19 protein-coding genes are annotated in these 15,631 nt (G+C 43.1%); 17 read left to right on the forward strand and 2 right to left on the reverse strand.

Going from position 1 to position 15,631, the window contains the following annotated elements; translation table 11 throughout:
* The first annotated feature begins 9 nt into the window (after positions 1 to 9).
* From WAK81_RS03770 to WAK81_RS03840, 15 genes are all read left to right on the forward strand, one after another.
* The gene (locus WAK81_RS03770; protein ID WP_422195739.1) at positions 10 to 561 is read left to right on the forward strand and encodes a type II secretion system protein; all 552 of its coding nucleotides are present in this window, start codon (positions 10 to 12) and stop codon (positions 559 to 561) included.
* Positions 562 to 622: 61 nt separating this feature from the next.
* Positions 623 to 1,060, forward strand: a complete 438-nt coding sequence (gspI, locus tag WAK81_RS03775; RefSeq protein ID WP_422195757.1) for a type II secretion system minor pseudopilin GspI — start codon at positions 623 to 625, stop codon at positions 1,058 to 1,060.
* Entirely contained in the window at positions 1,057 to 1,698 is a 642-nt protein-coding gene (gene gspJ / locus WAK81_RS03780) for a type II secretion system minor pseudopilin GspJ (RefSeq protein ID WP_422195740.1), read from the forward strand. The genes gspI and gspJ overlap by 4 nt, the downstream gene beginning before the upstream one ends.
* 6 nt (positions 1,699 to 1,704) lie before the next feature.
* A complete protein-coding gene (gene gspK / locus WAK81_RS03785) occupies positions 1,705 to 2,676 on the forward strand; it encodes a type II secretion system minor pseudopilin GspK (protein WP_422195741.1) in 972 nt (323 codons plus the stop codon).
* A 152-nt stretch (positions 2,677 to 2,828) separates the two neighbouring features.
* Positions 2,829 to 3,425, forward strand: coding sequence for a 6-pyruvoyl trahydropterin synthase family protein (locus WAK81_RS03790; protein ID WP_422195742.1), 597 nt, complete (start codon positions 2,829 to 2,831; stop codon positions 3,423 to 3,425).
* 46 nt (positions 3,426 to 3,471) lie between these two features.
* A complete protein-coding gene (gene ung, locus WAK81_RS03795) occupies positions 3,472 to 4,185 on the forward strand; it encodes a uracil-DNA glycosylase (RefSeq protein ID WP_422195743.1) in 714 nt (237 codons plus the stop codon).
* Positions 4,182 to 5,303 (forward strand): enoyl-CoA hydratase/isomerase family protein, encoded by a 1,122-nt coding sequence (locus WAK81_RS03800; protein ID WP_422195744.1) that lies wholly within the window; start codon positions 4,182 to 4,184, stop codon positions 5,301 to 5,303. The genes ung and WAK81_RS03800 overlap by 4 nt, the downstream gene beginning before the upstream one ends.
* 6 nt (positions 5,304 to 5,309) lie before the next feature.
* Positions 5,310 to 5,825: a tRNA adenosine(34) deaminase TadA gene (gene tadA, locus WAK81_RS03805; RefSeq protein ID WP_422195745.1), complete on the forward strand. Its 516-nt coding sequence runs from the start codon at positions 5,310 to 5,312 to the stop codon at positions 5,823 to 5,825.
* A gap of 60 nt (positions 5,826 to 5,885) precedes the next feature.
* Positions 5,886 to 6,317, forward strand: coding sequence for an SRPBCC family protein (locus WAK81_RS03810; RefSeq protein WP_422195746.1), 432 nt, complete (start codon positions 5,886 to 5,888; stop codon positions 6,315 to 6,317).
* Between the two features lie 17 nt (positions 6,318 to 6,334).
* On the forward strand, positions 6,335 to 7,018 hold the full coding sequence (gene cmk, locus WAK81_RS03815; protein ID WP_422195747.1) for a (d)CMP kinase: 684 nt from the start codon (positions 6,335 to 6,337) through the stop codon (positions 7,016 to 7,018).
* A gap of 110 nt (positions 7,019 to 7,128) precedes the next feature.
* Positions 7,129 to 8,805: a 30S ribosomal protein S1 gene (gene rpsA / locus WAK81_RS03820; protein WP_004278854.1), complete on the forward strand. Its 1,677-nt coding sequence runs from the start codon at positions 7,129 to 7,131 to the stop codon at positions 8,803 to 8,805.
* Positions 8,806 to 8,968: 163 nt separating this feature from the next.
* Positions 8,969 to 9,274 (forward strand): integration host factor subunit beta, encoded by a 306-nt coding sequence (locus WAK81_RS03825; protein ID WP_064096560.1) that lies wholly within the window; start codon positions 8,969 to 8,971, stop codon positions 9,272 to 9,274.
* Positions 9,275 to 9,298: 24 nt separating this feature from the next.
* The gene (locus WAK81_RS03830; RefSeq protein WP_004278852.1) at positions 9,299 to 9,658 is read left to right on the forward strand and encodes a lipopolysaccharide assembly protein LapA domain-containing protein; all 360 of its coding nucleotides are present in this window, start codon (positions 9,299 to 9,301) and stop codon (positions 9,656 to 9,658) included.
* Complete coding sequence (gene pyrF, locus WAK81_RS03835) at positions 9,636 to 10,376, forward strand: orotidine-5'-phosphate decarboxylase (RefSeq protein WP_422195748.1); 741 nt, start codon at positions 9,636 to 9,638, stop codon at positions 10,374 to 10,376. The genes WAK81_RS03830 and pyrF overlap by 23 nt, the downstream gene beginning before the upstream one ends.
* Before the next feature lie 126 nt (positions 10,377 to 10,502).
* Entirely contained in the window at positions 10,503 to 10,688 is a 186-nt protein-coding gene (locus tag WAK81_RS03840; RefSeq protein WP_422195749.1) for a hypothetical protein, read from the forward strand.
* A 122-nt stretch (positions 10,689 to 10,810) separates the two neighbouring features.
* On the opposite strand, the gene WAK81_RS03845 is transcribed toward WAK81_RS03840, so the two are convergent.
* Positions 10,811 to 11,719, reverse strand: a complete 909-nt coding sequence (locus WAK81_RS03845; protein WP_422195750.1) for a lysine exporter LysO family protein — start codon at positions 11,717 to 11,719, stop codon at positions 10,811 to 10,813.
* Between the two features lie 68 nt (positions 11,720 to 11,787).
* Complete coding sequence (locus WAK81_RS03850) at positions 11,788 to 13,284, reverse strand: flavin-containing monooxygenase (protein WP_422195751.1); 1,497 nt, start codon at positions 13,282 to 13,284, stop codon at positions 11,788 to 11,790.
* Between the two features lie 144 nt (positions 13,285 to 13,428).
* On the opposite strand from WAK81_RS03850, the gene WAK81_RS03855 reads away from it, so the two are divergent.
* Positions 13,429 to 14,436, forward strand: a complete 1,008-nt coding sequence (locus WAK81_RS03855) for a helix-turn-helix domain-containing protein (RefSeq protein ID WP_422195752.1) — start codon at positions 13,429 to 13,431, stop codon at positions 14,434 to 14,436.
* An 84-nt stretch (positions 14,437 to 14,520) separates the two neighbouring features.
* Positions 14,521 to 15,631: cell division protein ZapE (zapE, locus tag WAK81_RS03860; protein WP_422195753.1), on the forward strand; the 1,111-nt coding region annotated here is incomplete at its 3' end.

Here is a 15,631-nt window from a genome sequence, read left to right on the forward strand (position 1 = left end):
GGTCGTCCTATGATCAGATCACCTCACAGCGCAGTTCGTGGCTTTACCTTAATCGAATTGATGGTGGTGATTGTGATCATGGGTATTATGGCTTCACTAGTATTGTTGAATACCAGTGGTGTCGATCAACGCAAAGCAATGCAGGCGCGGGAAATTTTATTGGTGGACTTGCAACGGGTGTTACGCGAGGCCAATGACCAGTCCAGAATACTCGCGCTTGACGTTCAATCAGCGACAGATGTCACGCCATTTCGCTATGGAATTATAGAATATCGTTCAGCAGCGCAGACTGAACAGAACCTGCAAAATGAAAAATGGCAAAGTTATGCAGATTTTAAATTGCGTAATTTACCCGATCATGTGTCTTTTCAGATTCAGGGGCTAGAACAACAGCGCTATGCCAATGCACAGAATCGGGATCTGACTCAGGAAAATTCTCCAAAATTAATCTGGCTCGGCAATGGTGAAGTTAAACCGGTGCGGATTCAGTTCTTTTTAGAAGACCGTGAAGTGGGTGCTGCGATTGAGATTGATCATCTAGGTAAAATCAATGAAATCTAGATATTTCAAGCAGAGCGCTGGGTCTGGTGCAATCAAGTCGTTTAAGGCGAGTGTTTATCGTGTGCACTCCAAACAGAGTTCGTCATCTTGCGCTCGGACGAAACGTTGTTTCGTTTATCCTCGCTCAGGTTTTACCTTGTTGGAAGTCATGGTGGCCCTGGCAATTTTTGCGACAGCAGCCATGACTTTGACCAAAGTCGCAATGCAATATACCCAGTCGACCTCGAATGCCATTCTACGTACCAAGGCCCAATTTGTTGCCTTAAATGAAGTGGCACAAATGGAAATCAATCAGGAGTGGATGGAAGGCACGGCTTCTAAACAGCTGACCCAGCAAGGTGAAACCTGGCAGATTGACAAGCGTAGTGAACCGACGGTCAGTCCGAATGTGCAGCGAATCGAATTGCAGATTAGTCTGGTTAATCAGGACAGTGGTCAGGTTGAATCTGGCATCAGCAGCCTGATGTTCTTTAATCATCGCATGAATAATACTCCATGAAGCCTAAAGGATTTACCCTGGTTGAATTAATGGTCGCAATTGCGATCTTTGCGGTGCTGTCTGCTTTGGGCTGGAAAGTTTTTGATTATATTGTCAAAACCAAAGATCAGAATGTAATTCATGAACAGCGTTTAGGTCAGTTACAGCAAACCTATCAGCAGATTCTGCGAGATACCTTACAGGCAGTACCCTTAACGGCCAATATCAATGGTGATATTCAATCGGCTCTAGTACTGCAGAACGGACGCTTTAATTTCAGTAAAACTGGGGTAACTGACCCTTTGGAAGAAGGAATTTCCCCAGATGAACGCATTGAATATCAGTATCGAGCCGATGAGCTGAAACTTTATCGCTTGAAATACCGGAATCTGAATCAGACAGGTCGAGATCAGCCCGAATCCAGTGTTTTATTGTCGGAAGTGGAACAATTCCAGATCGTCGTGCTCAATCCGAATGAGCTTACGCAATGGCCGGATACTTCTGCTGATCTGAATCAGTTAGAGCATAAACAGCGTTTGCCTAAAGGGATTAAAATCAATTTGACTGTGAATGGCGTCAGTTATGAATGGATGTTCAGTTTATTAAATACGGACTTTTTGCTTGATACTCAGAACACCGGTCAACCCAGCCAAGAATAATAAGAAATGAAAATGAATAAAGCGATCATGATCAAGCAGCAGCAGGGCATTGCATTAATTACCATTCTGGTGATGGTAGCGCTAGCGACCATCCTTGCTGCCACGATTGCGCAGCGTCAGGCTGCAACAGCTGAAAGTACAGCTTATCTGATGCGGCAAAACCAGTCTCTCATGTATGCCAAAAGTGCTGAAGCTTTTTTTTCTGAATTGCTGGTCGATGATGCTGAAAATGCTGCAGAGGTCGATCATCTGCAGGAAACTTGGGCGCAGCCCATGCCGGCTTTTCCGGTAGATAATGGTTATGTCTCTGGAATAATACAGGATGAATCGGGCAAGTTTAATTTAAATAGCCTGATTACTGTCGAAGGCACGGTAAATGAAAATGCTAAAGCATGGTTTGAGTTGATTCTAAAGCGTGCCGGTTTGCCCGCACAGCTGAGTGAAGCAGTCATTGACTGGCAGGATGAAGATGAAATTCCCAGTGGTTCGATGGGTGCTGAATCTAATTATTATCAAGGCTTGCCCAATGCGGCTTTGCCCCCAAACGCAAAGTTTCATAGCGTAGAAGAATTAAAGCTGGTACGCGGGTTTGAAGATAATAAATATAAGCTGATAGCACCTTATCTGAGTACTGCACCGGTGCAGGAGAGTCCGGTCAATATTAATATGGCTTCAGCTTTTCTTTTGGCCAGTATGGATGAAAAGCTGGATGTGAATGCGGTGCAGCAATTACTGGATCAGCGTCAGGCCAATTTGGAGCACTTTTCCAATGTATCTGATCTGTGGTCACTTGAGCCTTTCGCTCAGGTCGATGCGGACAAGCATAATCTGTTTAACAGCCTGCTTGGGGTGCAATCCAATTATTTTAAAGCCCGAATCGAAGTGGTTTTAAGTGAGCGTAAGCGCCAATTCAGTAGTGATCTGGTTCGTCAGGACAAACAAGTTTATGTGGCCTATCGCAGCATGGCGCCATTTTAATTTTAGCTCATGAATTGTATAGGCTATATAAGCGAAAATGCCGGGCTGATGCCTTTTCCCTATGATGCTAAACAGCAAAATTAATCCTCAAAGCTTTACTTTTGCTTTATAATCAAAATTAATTCACCTATTTTTTGACGACATTACGGCATATGTTAATTCGTAAGTTATTTAAGTTTGAGAATGCTCATATTGTGCGTAACTGCACGTCAGATCGCTGTAAGCGTTCGATCCATGGCCATAGTTATAAAGTCGAGTTATTGCTAAAAGCCTCGAAGTTAGATCATGGTCAAATGGTCTATGACTTTGGTCTGCTTAAAGGTGTGATTAAGGATTTCTTTGATTCTTTCGATCATGCTATCTGCTTCTGGCAAAATGATGACCCGGGATATATTCAGGCCTGCAAGAATTTCAGCGCGCGCTGGGTGTCTTTACCGGTATCGCCATCAGCAGAGCAGTTTTCACGTATTTTCTTCTTTCTGGCACAGCAAGTGCTGGCATCGACCGTGACTCAAAATGGTGAAGGCGATGTCGAAGTCTATTCTGTGATTGTGCATGAAACCGATACCGGCTATGCACAAAGCTTTTTAGAAGATATTCAAAATGAACAAATGGGCATCCTTAGTCTGGGGCAACTTGAGTTCTCTGAACAGGTGCAAGCTGAATGGACAGATCCGGACATGTTCGCCAAGCTCAAACAGGGCACACCATTTCATAACCCTACAGTAGATTTACAGGTACAGATTTAAAGTCTGCGTGATTTTAAATCCATTGACATAGATTTAGGATTGAAGAATGTCTTTAAATGAACAGCAACTGGCCAAGCTGAATAAAGTTCAGTTGGATGAAAGCTGGAAATATGGATTGAGTGAATTTTTGCTCAGTCCGAAAATGGATGAATTAAAAGCATTTCTCCTTGAAGAAAAAAAAGCAGATAAAATCATTTATCCTCCCAATCATCTGATTTTTAATGCTTTGAATACCACACCGCTAGATCGGGTAAAAGTGGTGATTTTAGGGCAAGATCCTTATCATGGCCCAAATCAGGCGCATGGATTAAGCTTTTCCGTGCAAAAGGGGGTTGCATTACCACCATCTTTGCGTAATATTTTTCATGAGTTACATGCTGATGTTGGGGTTGAAAGACCAAAGCATGGTGATCTGACGCATTGGGCAGAGCAGGGTGTGCTTCTGTTAAATGCAGTACTGACCGTAGAAGCAGGTCAGCCGACTTCGCATCAAAAGCGCGGTTGGGAAGAATTTACCGATCACGTCATTGATGTACTAAATGAACAGCGTGAACATATTGTCTTTATTCTTTGGGGCGCATACGCACAGCGTAAAGGACAGCGCATCAATCAAGACAAGCATCTCGTGTTAAAGGCAGCACATCCATCGCCTTTGGCCGCAAACCGTGGTGGTTTTTTTGGTTGTAAAGTATTTTCAAAATCGAATAATTACCTCAAACAACATGGCATTGAGCCTATAGATTGGCAGCTGGACGCATGAAATATTCTCCCCTTACTAAACATTATCATCCGGATTTGATTGTTGAAGAAGCGCACAATGGTTGGCGTATCGTTCGTTTAAATCGCCCGAAATCTTTGCATGCTCTAGATGAATCGATTGCTTCTGCATTATTGGAAGTTTTTCAGGATTTTCATCATGATGACAACGTAAAAGCCATCTGGTTGGACTCAACCACACCGAAAGCGTTCTGTGCGGGTGGGGATGTGCGTAAGCTGCGTCAACTGGTCATTAATGACGAAGTGGCGGCTGCCAATAAATTCTTTGAACAAGAATATGCACTTGATCTGTTATTACATAACTATGCCAAGCCAGTATTGATCTGGGGTGAAGGTTATGTCATGGGTGGTGGTTTGGGCTTGTTTATGGCAGCGCCTTTCCGTTTAGTGACGCCATATTCACGTTTGGCAATGCCTGAAATCAATATCGGTTTGTATCCAGACGTGGGTGCAACCCGCTTCCTGGCAGATCGTGGTGCGATTGGTCTATTTACCGGCTTGACCGGATCAATCATGACCGCTGCGGGCGCTTATGGGATTGGCTGGGCAACACATATTTGTGATGCACAACGTGACTCGGTGCTCAATAAAGTGATTAATATCGACTGGGCGCATTATCCAGCCGGTGACTTCCGCGCCATTGATGACACCCTTAACGGTATGCACCGTCCGGTAGGTCCGGGACCATTACAAAACTCCCTGGATGTCATTCATAGTGTTTGCCGTGGTATCAACTTTGAGCATGATTATGAGTCAATTATTGGCCTCAGTGATGCACGCAGTGACTGGTTACGTCAGGCCAGTGAAAACCTGAAAAAAGGTTCACCAACCACTGCAGCCTTGACCTGGTTATTATGGCAATGGGGTAAGCAGGTACATTCCTGGAAGGAAGTTTTTGAACTGGAAGTTCAGATCTCAGACTGGAAAATTCGTCATCATGACTTTGTTGAGGGTGTACGAGCACGTCTGGTCGATAAAGATCTTTCTCCTGAATGGAAAAAAGGCACAGATATGAGCTTGAAAGGAATCTTATCCGAGAATCCTCCAGTTACAACTATTGAAAGCTGGAATGACATGCTCAAGCAGTATGGTGTGATTTAAGTCTCAATGTCCGAAACACAATTTACAGATGAATACTGGATGCAGCGTGCTTACGAGCAGGCTGCACTTGCTGCTGCACAGGGAGAAATCCCTGTCGGGGCAATTATCGTCAGTCAGAATCAGATCATTGGCCAGGGATTTAATGCACCCATCTCGTTGAATGATCCGACTGCACATGCTGAAATTGTGGCGCTGCGTGACGCATGTCAAAACATCCAAAATTATCGTTTACCTGATGATGCGGTGCTCTATGTGACTCTTGAGCCGTGCACCATGTGTGTCGGCGCACTGGTTCATTCACGGGTCTCACGGGTAGTATTTGGCGCATTTGAAGCAAAAGCAGGTTCACTGGTGAGTGCGCGTCAACTGTTTGAAACCGGTTATTATAATCACGTATTTCCTTTCGAGGCAGGCTGCATGCAGCAGCAATGCTCTGAACAGCTCAGTGCATTTTTTAAGTTGCGCCGCGAGCAGAAACGAGAACTCAAGTTACAAGAAAAGTTATTAAATACGCAGAAATAAATCTGCTTTATCCGCTAAAATTTGCTTACTTTCAAATATCTGCAATCTTCAGGAACAATAATGAACAGCATTCAAGTAAAAAAAGAATTCCCGGCAGCGCTTGATGATGTCTTTGATTTAATGTCTAAGCATGCCACCTATAATATTGCCTTCGCGCCGATGCAGGTCGAACGAATCAAGGATTCTGCGGATGCTGAATATCCTGATGGACTCGGTTCAGTGCGTGCAATGGGGATGGGTCCAGTAAAGCCGCTGAAAGAACAAATTACCTTGTTCGAGCCAAATAATCGCATCGAATATCAGATTATTAAAAATCCGTTGATCAAGCATCATTTAGGCATTATTGAATTTGAAGCACTGGCTGATGACAAAACGCTAGTAACTTATACGATTGAATTGCAGGCACGTGCGCCTTTTGTGAGTAAATTAATCCTTGCACAGTTACAGGCAGCGATTAAACTAGGCCTGACAAAACTCGCAAAATCTGTTTAAACAACAACGGGAAAGCAATGACAGTTCAAATTATTACCATTGATGGTCCAAGTGGGTCTGGCAAAGGCACGTTAGCAGCGAAACTGGCTGCACATTATCAGTTTCACTTATTGGATTCTGGTGCTTTATACCGTCTTTTGGGTTTGTCATTGCATCACCATGATTTACTAGATTCATTAGACACGAAATTGCCAGAATGCGTACAAATCGCAACAAATTTAGATATCCAGTTTGTCAGTACCAATACCGGGGTGCAGGTGTGGCTGGATGGTGAAGACGTGTCCCAAACTATTCGCACTGAACGGGTAGGTGAATTTGCTTCAAAAGTCGCAGCAATTCCTGAGCTTAGAACGGCGATGGTTTCACGCCAACATGCCTTCGCTCAAGCACCGGGTCTGGTAGCGGATGGACGTGATATGGCGACAAGTATCTTCCCGAACGCTCAGGCAAAAATATATTTGACGGCCTCGGCTGAATCACGCGCGCAAAGACGTGTAAAGCAGTTGCAGGGTATGGGGCTGGATGTTAAAATAAACGATATTTTAGCTAATATCGAAGCACGTGATAAACGAGATATGGAACGCACTGTCGCTCCACTCAAGCCTGCGGATGATGCTTACATTATCGATAGTTCAGATTTGAATATTGATGAAGTATTCCAGCTGATGACCACTTATGTGGATCAGCAGTTAGCAAATTAACCCAATTTTATCAGCAAACGCATAGCTTGATCAGTTTTATATGGACTATGTAGATGCTTAATTAAACCGGCCTTGTCTGATCCAAGACCGCTGACTTTATCGGAAATATCATGACCGAATCTTTTGCAGCCCTCTTTGAAGCAAGCGAATTAAACCTCAACGTTGAAAAGGGTGCAGTTATCCAGGGCGTTGTAGTAAGCATTGACTCTGATTGGGTAACTGTTGACACTGGCCTTAAATCTGAAGGCGTTGTTGACCGTGCTGAGTTCTTAAATGAACAGCGCGAACTTGAAGTTCAAGTTGGCGACACTGTAGACGTAGTTGTTGAAGCACTTGACAACGGTATGGGTCAAACAGTTCTTTCTCGCGAAAAAGCTAAACGCGCAGAAACTTGGACTAAACTTGAAAAAATCTTTGAAGACGGCGAAATCGTTACTGGTGTTATCTCTGGTAAAGTTAAAGGTGGTTTCACTGTTGACATCGGTCCAGTACGTGCGTTCCTTCCAGGTTCTTTAGTTGATACTCGTCCTATTCGTGATACTACTCACCTAGAAGGCAAAGAGTTAGAATTCAAAGTAATCAAACTTGACGCTAAACGTAACAACGTTGTTGTTTCACGTCGTGCTGTTATGGAAGCTGAATCTTCAGCTGACCGTGAAGCTCTTCTTGCTCAGCTTGAAGAAGGTCAAACAGTTACTGGTACTATCAAAAATCTTACTGACTACGGCGCATTCGTTGACCTTGGCGGTATTGATGGTCTTCTTCACATCACTGATATGGCTTGGAAACGCATCAAGCACCCTTCAGAAGTTGTTGAAGTGGGTCAAGAAGTTACTGTTAAAGTACTTAAGTTCGACCGCGAACGTAACCGTGTTTCTCTAGGTCTTAAACAGCTTGGTGAAGATCCATGGTTAGCGATCATGAACCGTTACCCTAAAGGTTCAATCGTTAAAGCGCGCGTAACTAACCTGACTGACTACGGTTGTTTCGCTGAAATCGCTGAAGGCGTTGAAGGTTTAGTACACGTTTCAGAAATGGATCACACTAACAAAAACATCCACCCATCTAAAGTTGTTCAGATTGGTGACGAAGTTGATGTTATGGTTCTTGAAGTTGATGAAGAACGTCGTCGTATTTCTCTTGGTATCAAACAAACTCGTGCTAACCCATGGGAAGAGTTTGCTAAAGACCACGACAAAGGCGAAAAAGTTTCTGGTACGATCAAATCTATCACTGACTTCGGTATCTTCATCGGTTTACCAGGCGGTATCGACGGTCTAGTTCACCTGTCTGATATTTCTTGGAACGAACAGGGCGAAGAAGCGATTCGTCGTTACAAGAAAGGCGACACTGTTGAAGCGGTTATCCTTTCTGTAGACGCTGAAGGCAACCGTATCAGCCTTGGCATCAAGCAAATGAACAACGATCCGTTTAATGACTTCCTTGCTGCTAACGAACGCGGTGCGTTGGTTAAAGGTACTGTAACTGCAGTTGACGCTAAAGGCGCTACTGTTAAGTTAGCTGACGAAGTTGAAGCGACTTTGAAAGCATCTGAAATCAACCGCGATCGCGTTGAAGATGCAACTAAGTTCCTTGAAGTTGGTCAAGAAGTTGAAGCGAAGATCATCAACGTAGATCGTAAATCTCGCGCAATCAACTTGTCTATCAAAGCGAAAGACGAAGCTGAAGAGAAAGAAGCAGTTGCTAACTTGAAAACAGCTCCTGCTGGTCAAGACAATGGTCCTAAGACGATTGGTGACCTGATCAAAGCTCAAATGGGTAACTAAGTAAGCGTTTGAATTGTATTGTTAATGTAAGTTAACTAATACTTTTTATACAAATACTGTAAACGGTAGCGTAGTATTTAATTATTGCGCTACCGTTTTGTATTTAAACAGGTTATTATCGGGAAATAGATCCCAAGTAGCTTGATAATTAAAGAGGTCGCAGATGACTACTGAAGCACTTAATAAGTCTGACTTAATAGAGCGTATTGCGTTAAAAAATCCGCATTTGGCTGAGCCTTTAGTGGAGGAAGCAGTTAAAATTATGATTGATCAAATGATAGAAGCTTTATCATCTGACAATCGTATCGAGATTCGTGGATTTGGTAGTTTTGCATTGCATCACCGTGAACCGCGCGTAGGTCGTAACCCTAAAACTGGTAAATCTGTAGAAGTGGCTGCAAAAGCAGTTCCGCACTTTAAACCAGGCAAGGCACTTCGTGACGCTGTGAACGAGTCTGCACAAAAATAATTGTAAATATTTTGCGGGGTGTTCATGCGTTACGTTCTGGTCATTCTTTTATTGGTACTGTTTGGTTATTCATTAGCTTTGGTTTTGCAAAACGGTACCGAATTGTCAGTGGACTTGTTATTTACTCAAGTTCCCGCAATGCGCCTGGGATTATTACTTCTCCTCACGTTATCTTTAGGTGTCGTTTTGGGCCTGTTATTGGGCGTTCAGATCTTCCGGGTTTTTCAGACGAATTGGGAAATAAAACGACTGCGTAAAGACATTGAACATCTACGTAAGGAACAGTTGAATACAGCCAAGTTAATGGCCGCTGAAGCAGCAGCCCATACCCGGCATGAAAAAACTGTATTAGATATTACCAATGAAAATCAAAGCCCATTATAATGGGCTTATTTTTTGCCTATATGAAGGGGGTAATCTCTTGAGTATCATCGTCGCACTAGATGCCAAAAGCCAATTTGATGCCTTAGCCATTGCAGAACAGTTAGATCCTGCCTTGTGTCGACTAAAAGTTGGTAAAGAGTTATTTACCCATGAAGGTCCAATCATTGTCAAAGCACTTCAAGATAAAGGCTTTGATGTATTTCTGGATCTGAAATTTCATGATATTCCAAATACAACAGCACAGGCTGTATGCGCGGCAGCAGATTTGGGTGTGTGGATGGTGAATGTGCATGCATCAGGTGGCCGTAAGATGATGGAAACCTGTGTAGAGCGTTTGCAAGCAGGTAATTATAAGACTCAGTTGATTGCAGTAACTGTATTGACGTCAATGGGCCGTGAAGACTTGAAAGATATTGGTCTGGATATTGAACCAAATGAGCATGTAAAACGTCTGGCACAACTAACAAAAGATAGTGGTCTAGATGGTGTCGTCTGCTCAGCTCAAGAAGCGAAAATGTTGCGTGAAACGATTGGAAAAGACTTTGCATTGGTGACACCCGGCATTCGTCCAGAAGGGTCGAATGCAGATGACCAGAAACGTATTGTGACACCGAAACAGGCAATGATAGATGGCTCAACACATCTGGTAATTGGTCGCCCGATTACTCAGTCTAAAAATATGCGCCAAACCTTAAAAGATATTCTGGCAACGCTTTAATATGGTTTGAATGACAAAAAGCCTTTCAGTCGAAAGGCTTTTTTATATATTGAAAAAATGATTATAAAATAAAAAGGAAAAATGATGACTTCATCTGAACCACAATTAGAAAAAGCATAGAATGACGTGATTCAAAATATTCAACAGGCAGAACAACTTAAGCAACAAGAACAGCAACAACAGCAGGCAAGCTCAGCAGATTGGACAGCGGGGATCGATGTGGTCAGTTTGGCATCTGATGCCATCAGTCTTGCTTCGGATGTTATTGAAACAGTAGGCGATGCCTTAAGTGATATTGATTTAAGTTTTTAGTCAGCCCTCCCTGCCTTCTTGCTTATGCTTCGTTTTAAAATCCTGCTTTAACACTTAGTCAGGAAAGAAAGTTCCTCTTTAGAAAAGAGAGATTTAGGGAGATTGAGAAAGCAATAAAGCAATTAAATCGCTGCCAGTACACTCACCATGACTGGTGCTAACAGTGACAAAATAAAACCACTGACCATAGCATGTGGAATAAAATCATGCCCGCAAGCCTGTTTAACCATCGGTAAAGTCACATCCATCGCAGTTGCACCTGCTGCTGAAATGGCCGATCTTGGATATCTCCAGCCCATACAATACATCAGTAAGATGGCAAAAATTTCTCTAAACAGGTCATTCATTAGTGCAATGCTGCCGAGTTCAGCATTACGAAGTTCCGTGACAACAACGCCTGACATCGAGTAAAAGCCATAGCCTTGTGACAGCATGATCAAATCTTTCAGATCCATCTGGGTGTTCCAGAATGAATAGGCGATGACTGCAAATAATGAACCGAAAATACAACCGATCGGAACCAGTAGAATTTTAAAATTTAACCAGGAACGATCTAAAGGTGAATAAGCCAGATCCAGGCCAATCATGAACATAAATACCAGCAACAAATGCCAAGTGCTGATTTTCAAGGATAGATCAAACAGACTCAAGCCCGCATGTAAACAATATCCGCCAGCAAGAGCTAAAAAAGCATAACTCATGTTCAGCAAGGATTTAAGTACTAGATCGACGGATACTCGACCGGAACTAGGAAGATAACCTGCCCATTTAAATAGTAGATAACAAAATACAAAAGCACCGAGCGAGGTCAGAAAGGCAATACTGATTGACGTACTCAAAATCTGTAGGGGATGCTGTAATTCATCTACCAGTTGTGAAAACTCAAAGGCAATCGCAATCAATAAAACATAGCTAAAATAAGGCAATAGCTTGAAACTGATTTTAATAATCGAAAGTGGAATTCGTTTTGCCATCGCAAAACCGAGTGCTAGACAGAATAGAAGTTGGAAGATGAGCCAAAGCGATTGCATAAGTTTAATAGATTGAAAAAATTACCTATAAATTATGCCATCGCTTGATGTCAGATGGTAAAAAGCTTTTAGGCGACTTTATTCAATAATCGATAATCTGCGACATTTGGCTTTTTTGTTTTGAGCCAGTATTTCCAGGTATAAGTTGGCCATAAGGCAAAGTTTTTGCCGCCTTCCTGCTGATACCAGCTGACACAGCCAGATTGCCACACGGTCTTTTCAAACATTTGTTGCACCTGCTGATTAAATGTATCTTGTGCCTGGTCTTTAACCATAATGGCATCGCTTTGGGATCGATCGACTAGTTGCATCAATTGCAAAATATATTCGACTTGTGCCTCAATCATAAAAATGACAGAGTTGTGTGCCAATAGGGTATTTGGTCCCAGTAACTGAAACAGGTTTGGAAAGTCTTTCACGCAAATTCCATAATAACTTTCAGCGCCTTGTTTCCAGACTTTATTCAGCTCTGCACCATGGAGTCCAGTGCATTGAAAATTCTTCATATAGATACGTGGATCTGTAATGAAGCCGGTGCCATAAATCAGGCAGTCAATCGGCCGCTCTTTGCCATCTTGAGTAATAATGCTGATTTCAGTAAGTTCCTGAATCTTCTCGGTCACTAGTTCTACATTGTTGCGGTTAAAAGTCGGGAAGTATTTATTCGAGACCAGAATGCGTTTACAGCCCATAATGTAATCGGGAGTTAGTTTTTTGGCCAATTCAGGGTTTTTGACCTCATATTTAATGAATAGTTCTGCCAGTTTTTGAGTGAATTTCATAATGCTAGGTTTGACAATCGGTACGACACGCGATTCATTTGACCAATACAGGCGGGCACGGTGTAGCTTTCTAAACCAGTCATATTTTTTAAAGAGTTCCTTTTCAAGATTCGGGTAGGCACGTTCATCACGAGGAATGACCCAGGCTGCAGTACGTTGCATGACATACAGATGTTTGCATTGCGGGGCAATTTCCGGAATATATTGAATGGCACTGCCACCTGTCCCAATCGATGCGACATTTTTGCCAGTCAGATCATAAGCGTGATCCCATTGCGCGGAATGAAAGACTTTGCCTTGGAATTTCTCAATACCGGGAATATGTGGAATTTGCGGGATGTGTAAAGGTCCGGAAGCGAAGATAACAAACTGGGCCTCGAGTATGGTTTGATCCTGAAGCTGTAATTGCCATAGACAGCATTCTACCTGGTAATGTGCTGCTAGTACTTCGGTATTTAAACGGCAAAAAGCACGCAGGTTATAATCGGTCACCAGATCCTGAATATAAGAAAATATCTCGGGTGCTTCCGCATAACGCTTGGACCAATTGCTTTTCGGTGCAAATGACAAGGAATATAAATGTGATTGCACATCACAGGCTGCTCCAGGATACTGATTGTCCCGCCAGGTTCCGCCAAAATCGCTACCTTTTTCCAGAATAATAAAATCATAAATACCATGCTGTTGTAAACGTATTGCCATGGTGATACCACCGAAACCAGCTCCAATAATGGCAACTTTGGTATGGGGATGGGAACGTGTAGCGGTGGTATGATCTAGCATCAGTACATTCCTTACTTATTTTAATGTTGGATATTTATCGTAATTCGCTCCTTGGTGATTAGATAGAAAATTGATCTAAACGGCAATAGCCGACACATTATTTTTATAGTACAACTAGAGCAATCACATTGTATTTGTATGGTTATGAAACGTTCTGTTCTCAGTCTGATGTATTTGATTCAAGGGATGCGCAAGGCTGGCATGGAAGTCGATCAGAAACTGCAAAACATTGGGCTGCGTGTAGATGCCTTTGATCCAAGCTCGGTGATCCATCCGAGTCTGGAACATGATGTACTTAAGGTGGTAGGACAAGAAATCCAGCCTGAACAGGGATTATTGATTGGCCAGCATTATGCTTTGGCAGGTTATGGTCCCTTACTAATGTTGCTGGTGACCAGTCCCACGGTACGTGATGCACTCAATCAGGTGATCCGTTTTCAGCAGTTGACGCATCTGACCGGTCAGTTGGCCTTGCAGCAAAGCGAGCATCATAGCGCGCTATGTTATCGAGCCAAGCAGCAAGATGATCATTTGGGGATGCTGCTGTCACAGGCGGAGATTTCCGGAACGTTTAAATTTATCCGGGAAATTTACAAATTGATGGGCTTATCCAAACCTGATCTGCGGATCGAGTTGCCATTTGCCTATCCAGAAGATATGAATACCTTAAAGGTCTACCATGATTATTATGGAACACAGGTACAGTTTGATGCATCTCGGGCAGCATTCTGGTTTGATGAAGCAGTGCTGGATATTAAAATTCCCTCTGCGGATGCGGTCACTTTTTCCGTCTATGAAGCCAAATGTCTGGCTGAACTGGAACGTTTGCAACAGGATGAGCAGACGCCGACTGTGGTGCAGCGCGTGCAGGATTATCTGGAAATCCAAAGCGGCCTGATGCCGAGCATGGCTGAAACGGCACAGGCGCTGAATATTCCGGAACGAACCTTGCGGCATCAGTTACAGCAATGTGATACCAGTTATAAGCAGATCCGCGAAGAAATTATTAAAGATAAGGCTTTGCGACTGATTGAATACAAACAGTATTCGATTGAAATGATTGCAGAATTATTAGGCTATTCCGAGCCGGCCGCTTTTAACCATGCCTTTAAACGCTGGTTTGGGCAAAGTCCTCGGCAATATATAAAATAGCCTAAGCTTATTTATGCCAAAGTGTTATAGCGTGTTGATTAAACTCCGCTATAATTAAATTGATCCCAAATAGTACGAAATTCTATGTCCGATTTTAATTCACAGCACAGCACCGCTTTTAGTCCGATTTCTCCTGCAGAACGTTATGCACAAGCGATCTCTTCAGGACAGTTTATGCCTGATGAAGCACAGGCAATGGCAGTACATGAACTGAATCGTGTCTGGCTGGAATTGATTCAGCGTTTCAAGGCATCGAAAAAAGCATTTCGCCGCTTTCGTCGCCAGACGTCTCCGAAAGGCGTGTATATGTGGGGCGGAGTAGGGCGTGGCAAAACCTGGTTAATGGATCAGTTTTACGATTCGATTCCGTTTCGCCGTAAAACCCGGATGCATTTTCACCATTTTATGCAACATGTGCATCGTGAGTTAAACAAATTATCCGGACAGCGTAATCCCTTAGATATCGTGGCGGATCGGATTTATAAAGAAGCTGTCATCATCTGTTTTGATGAATTCTTTGTATCCAACGTAACGGATGCGATGATCCTGAGCGATCTTTTCCAGAAGCTGTTTGAACGCGGTATTACCTTGGTCGCCACCTCGAATATCGCACCGGACGGTTTATATAAAAACGGCATTCACCGTGACCGTTTTATGCCTACCATCGAACTGGTCAAGAAAAACTGTGTGGTGTTAAATGTTGATGCCGGAGTCGATTACCGTCTACGGGTTCTAAAACAGGCACAACTGTTTAAATTCCCGTTGACCCATGATCATAAAAACTGGATTGCACAGCGTTTTAGCGCTTTGACCCAGACTCAGACCTGCTCGGAAGAACCGATTATCATCAACAACCGTATTGTTGAAACCGTGTCACATACTGAAGATGTGTTGTGGTGTGAATTTTCTGAGCTCTGTTTAAAACCACGTAGTCCGGCTGATTTTATTGAAATCGCCAATATTTATAATACGGTTTTGGTCAGCAATGTGCCGCACCTGACCGATTTTCTAAATGATGGAACACGCCGTTTTATTTATCTGGTCGATGAATTTTATGACCGCGGCGTCAAGTTACTTTTAACCTCGGAAGATAATATCGTGGATATTTACCAAGGTGAGAAACTGGCCTTTGAAATTGAACGAACCCGTTCCCGTTTGCTGGAAATGCAGTCGGATGAATACCTGAATTCTGAAC

It is taken from the genome of Acinetobacter sp. (assembly GCF_049284435.1).
Lineage (GTDB): Bacteria > Pseudomonadota > Gammaproteobacteria > Pseudomonadales > Moraxellaceae > Acinetobacter.

Bases quoted from the DNA above. Each gene is read 5' to 3' on its own strand.
- tadA (WP_422195745.1), top strand. From the start codon at position 5,310: ATGTCCGAAACACAATTTACAGATGAATACTGGATGCAGCGTGCTTAC.
- gspK (WP_422195741.1), top strand. From the start codon at position 1,705: ATGAAAATGAATAAAGCGATCATGATCAAGCAGCAGCAGGGCATTGCA.
- WAK81_RS03850 (WP_422195751.1), bottom strand. From the start codon at position 13,284: ATGCTAGATCATACCACCGCTACACGTTCCCATCCCCATACCAAAGTT.
- pyrF (WP_422195748.1), top strand. From the start codon at position 9,636: ATGAAAATCAAAGCCCATTATAATGGGCTTATTTTTTGCCTATATGAA.
- WAK81_RS03800 (WP_422195744.1), top strand. From the start codon at position 4,182: ATGAAATATTCTCCCCTTACTAAACATTATCATCCGGATTTGATTGTT.
- ung (WP_422195743.1), top strand. From the start codon at position 3,472: ATGTCTTTAAATGAACAGCAACTGGCCAAGCTGAATAAAGTTCAGTTG.
- WAK81_RS03855 (WP_422195752.1), top strand. From the start codon at position 13,429: ATGAAACGTTCTGTTCTCAGTCTGATGTATTTGATTCAAGGGATGCGC.
- cmk (WP_422195747.1), top strand. From the start codon at position 6,335: ATGACAGTTCAAATTATTACCATTGATGGTCCAAGTGGGTCTGGCAAA.
- WAK81_RS03830 (WP_004278852.1), top strand. From the start codon at position 9,299: ATGCGTTACGTTCTGGTCATTCTTTTATTGGTACTGTTTGGTTATTCA.
- WAK81_RS03770 (WP_422195739.1), top strand. From the start codon at position 10: ATGATCAGATCACCTCACAGCGCAGTTCGTGGCTTTACCTTAATCGAA.
- WAK81_RS03845 (WP_422195750.1), bottom strand. From the start codon at position 11,719: ATGCAATCGCTTTGGCTCATCTTCCAACTTCTATTCTGTCTAGCACTC.
- rpsA (WP_004278854.1), top strand. From the start codon at position 7,129: ATGACCGAATCTTTTGCAGCCCTCTTTGAAGCAAGCGAATTAAACCTC.
- WAK81_RS03810 (WP_422195746.1), top strand. From the start codon at position 5,886: ATGAACAGCATTCAAGTAAAAAAAGAATTCCCGGCAGCGCTTGATGAT.
- WAK81_RS03825 (WP_064096560.1), top strand. From the start codon at position 8,969: ATGACTACTGAAGCACTTAATAAGTCTGACTTAATAGAGCGTATTGCG.
- gspJ (WP_422195740.1), top strand. From the start codon at position 1,057: ATGAAGCCTAAAGGATTTACCCTGGTTGAATTAATGGTCGCAATTGCG.
- WAK81_RS03790 (WP_422195742.1), top strand. From the start codon at position 2,829: ATGTTAATTCGTAAGTTATTTAAGTTTGAGAATGCTCATATTGTGCGT.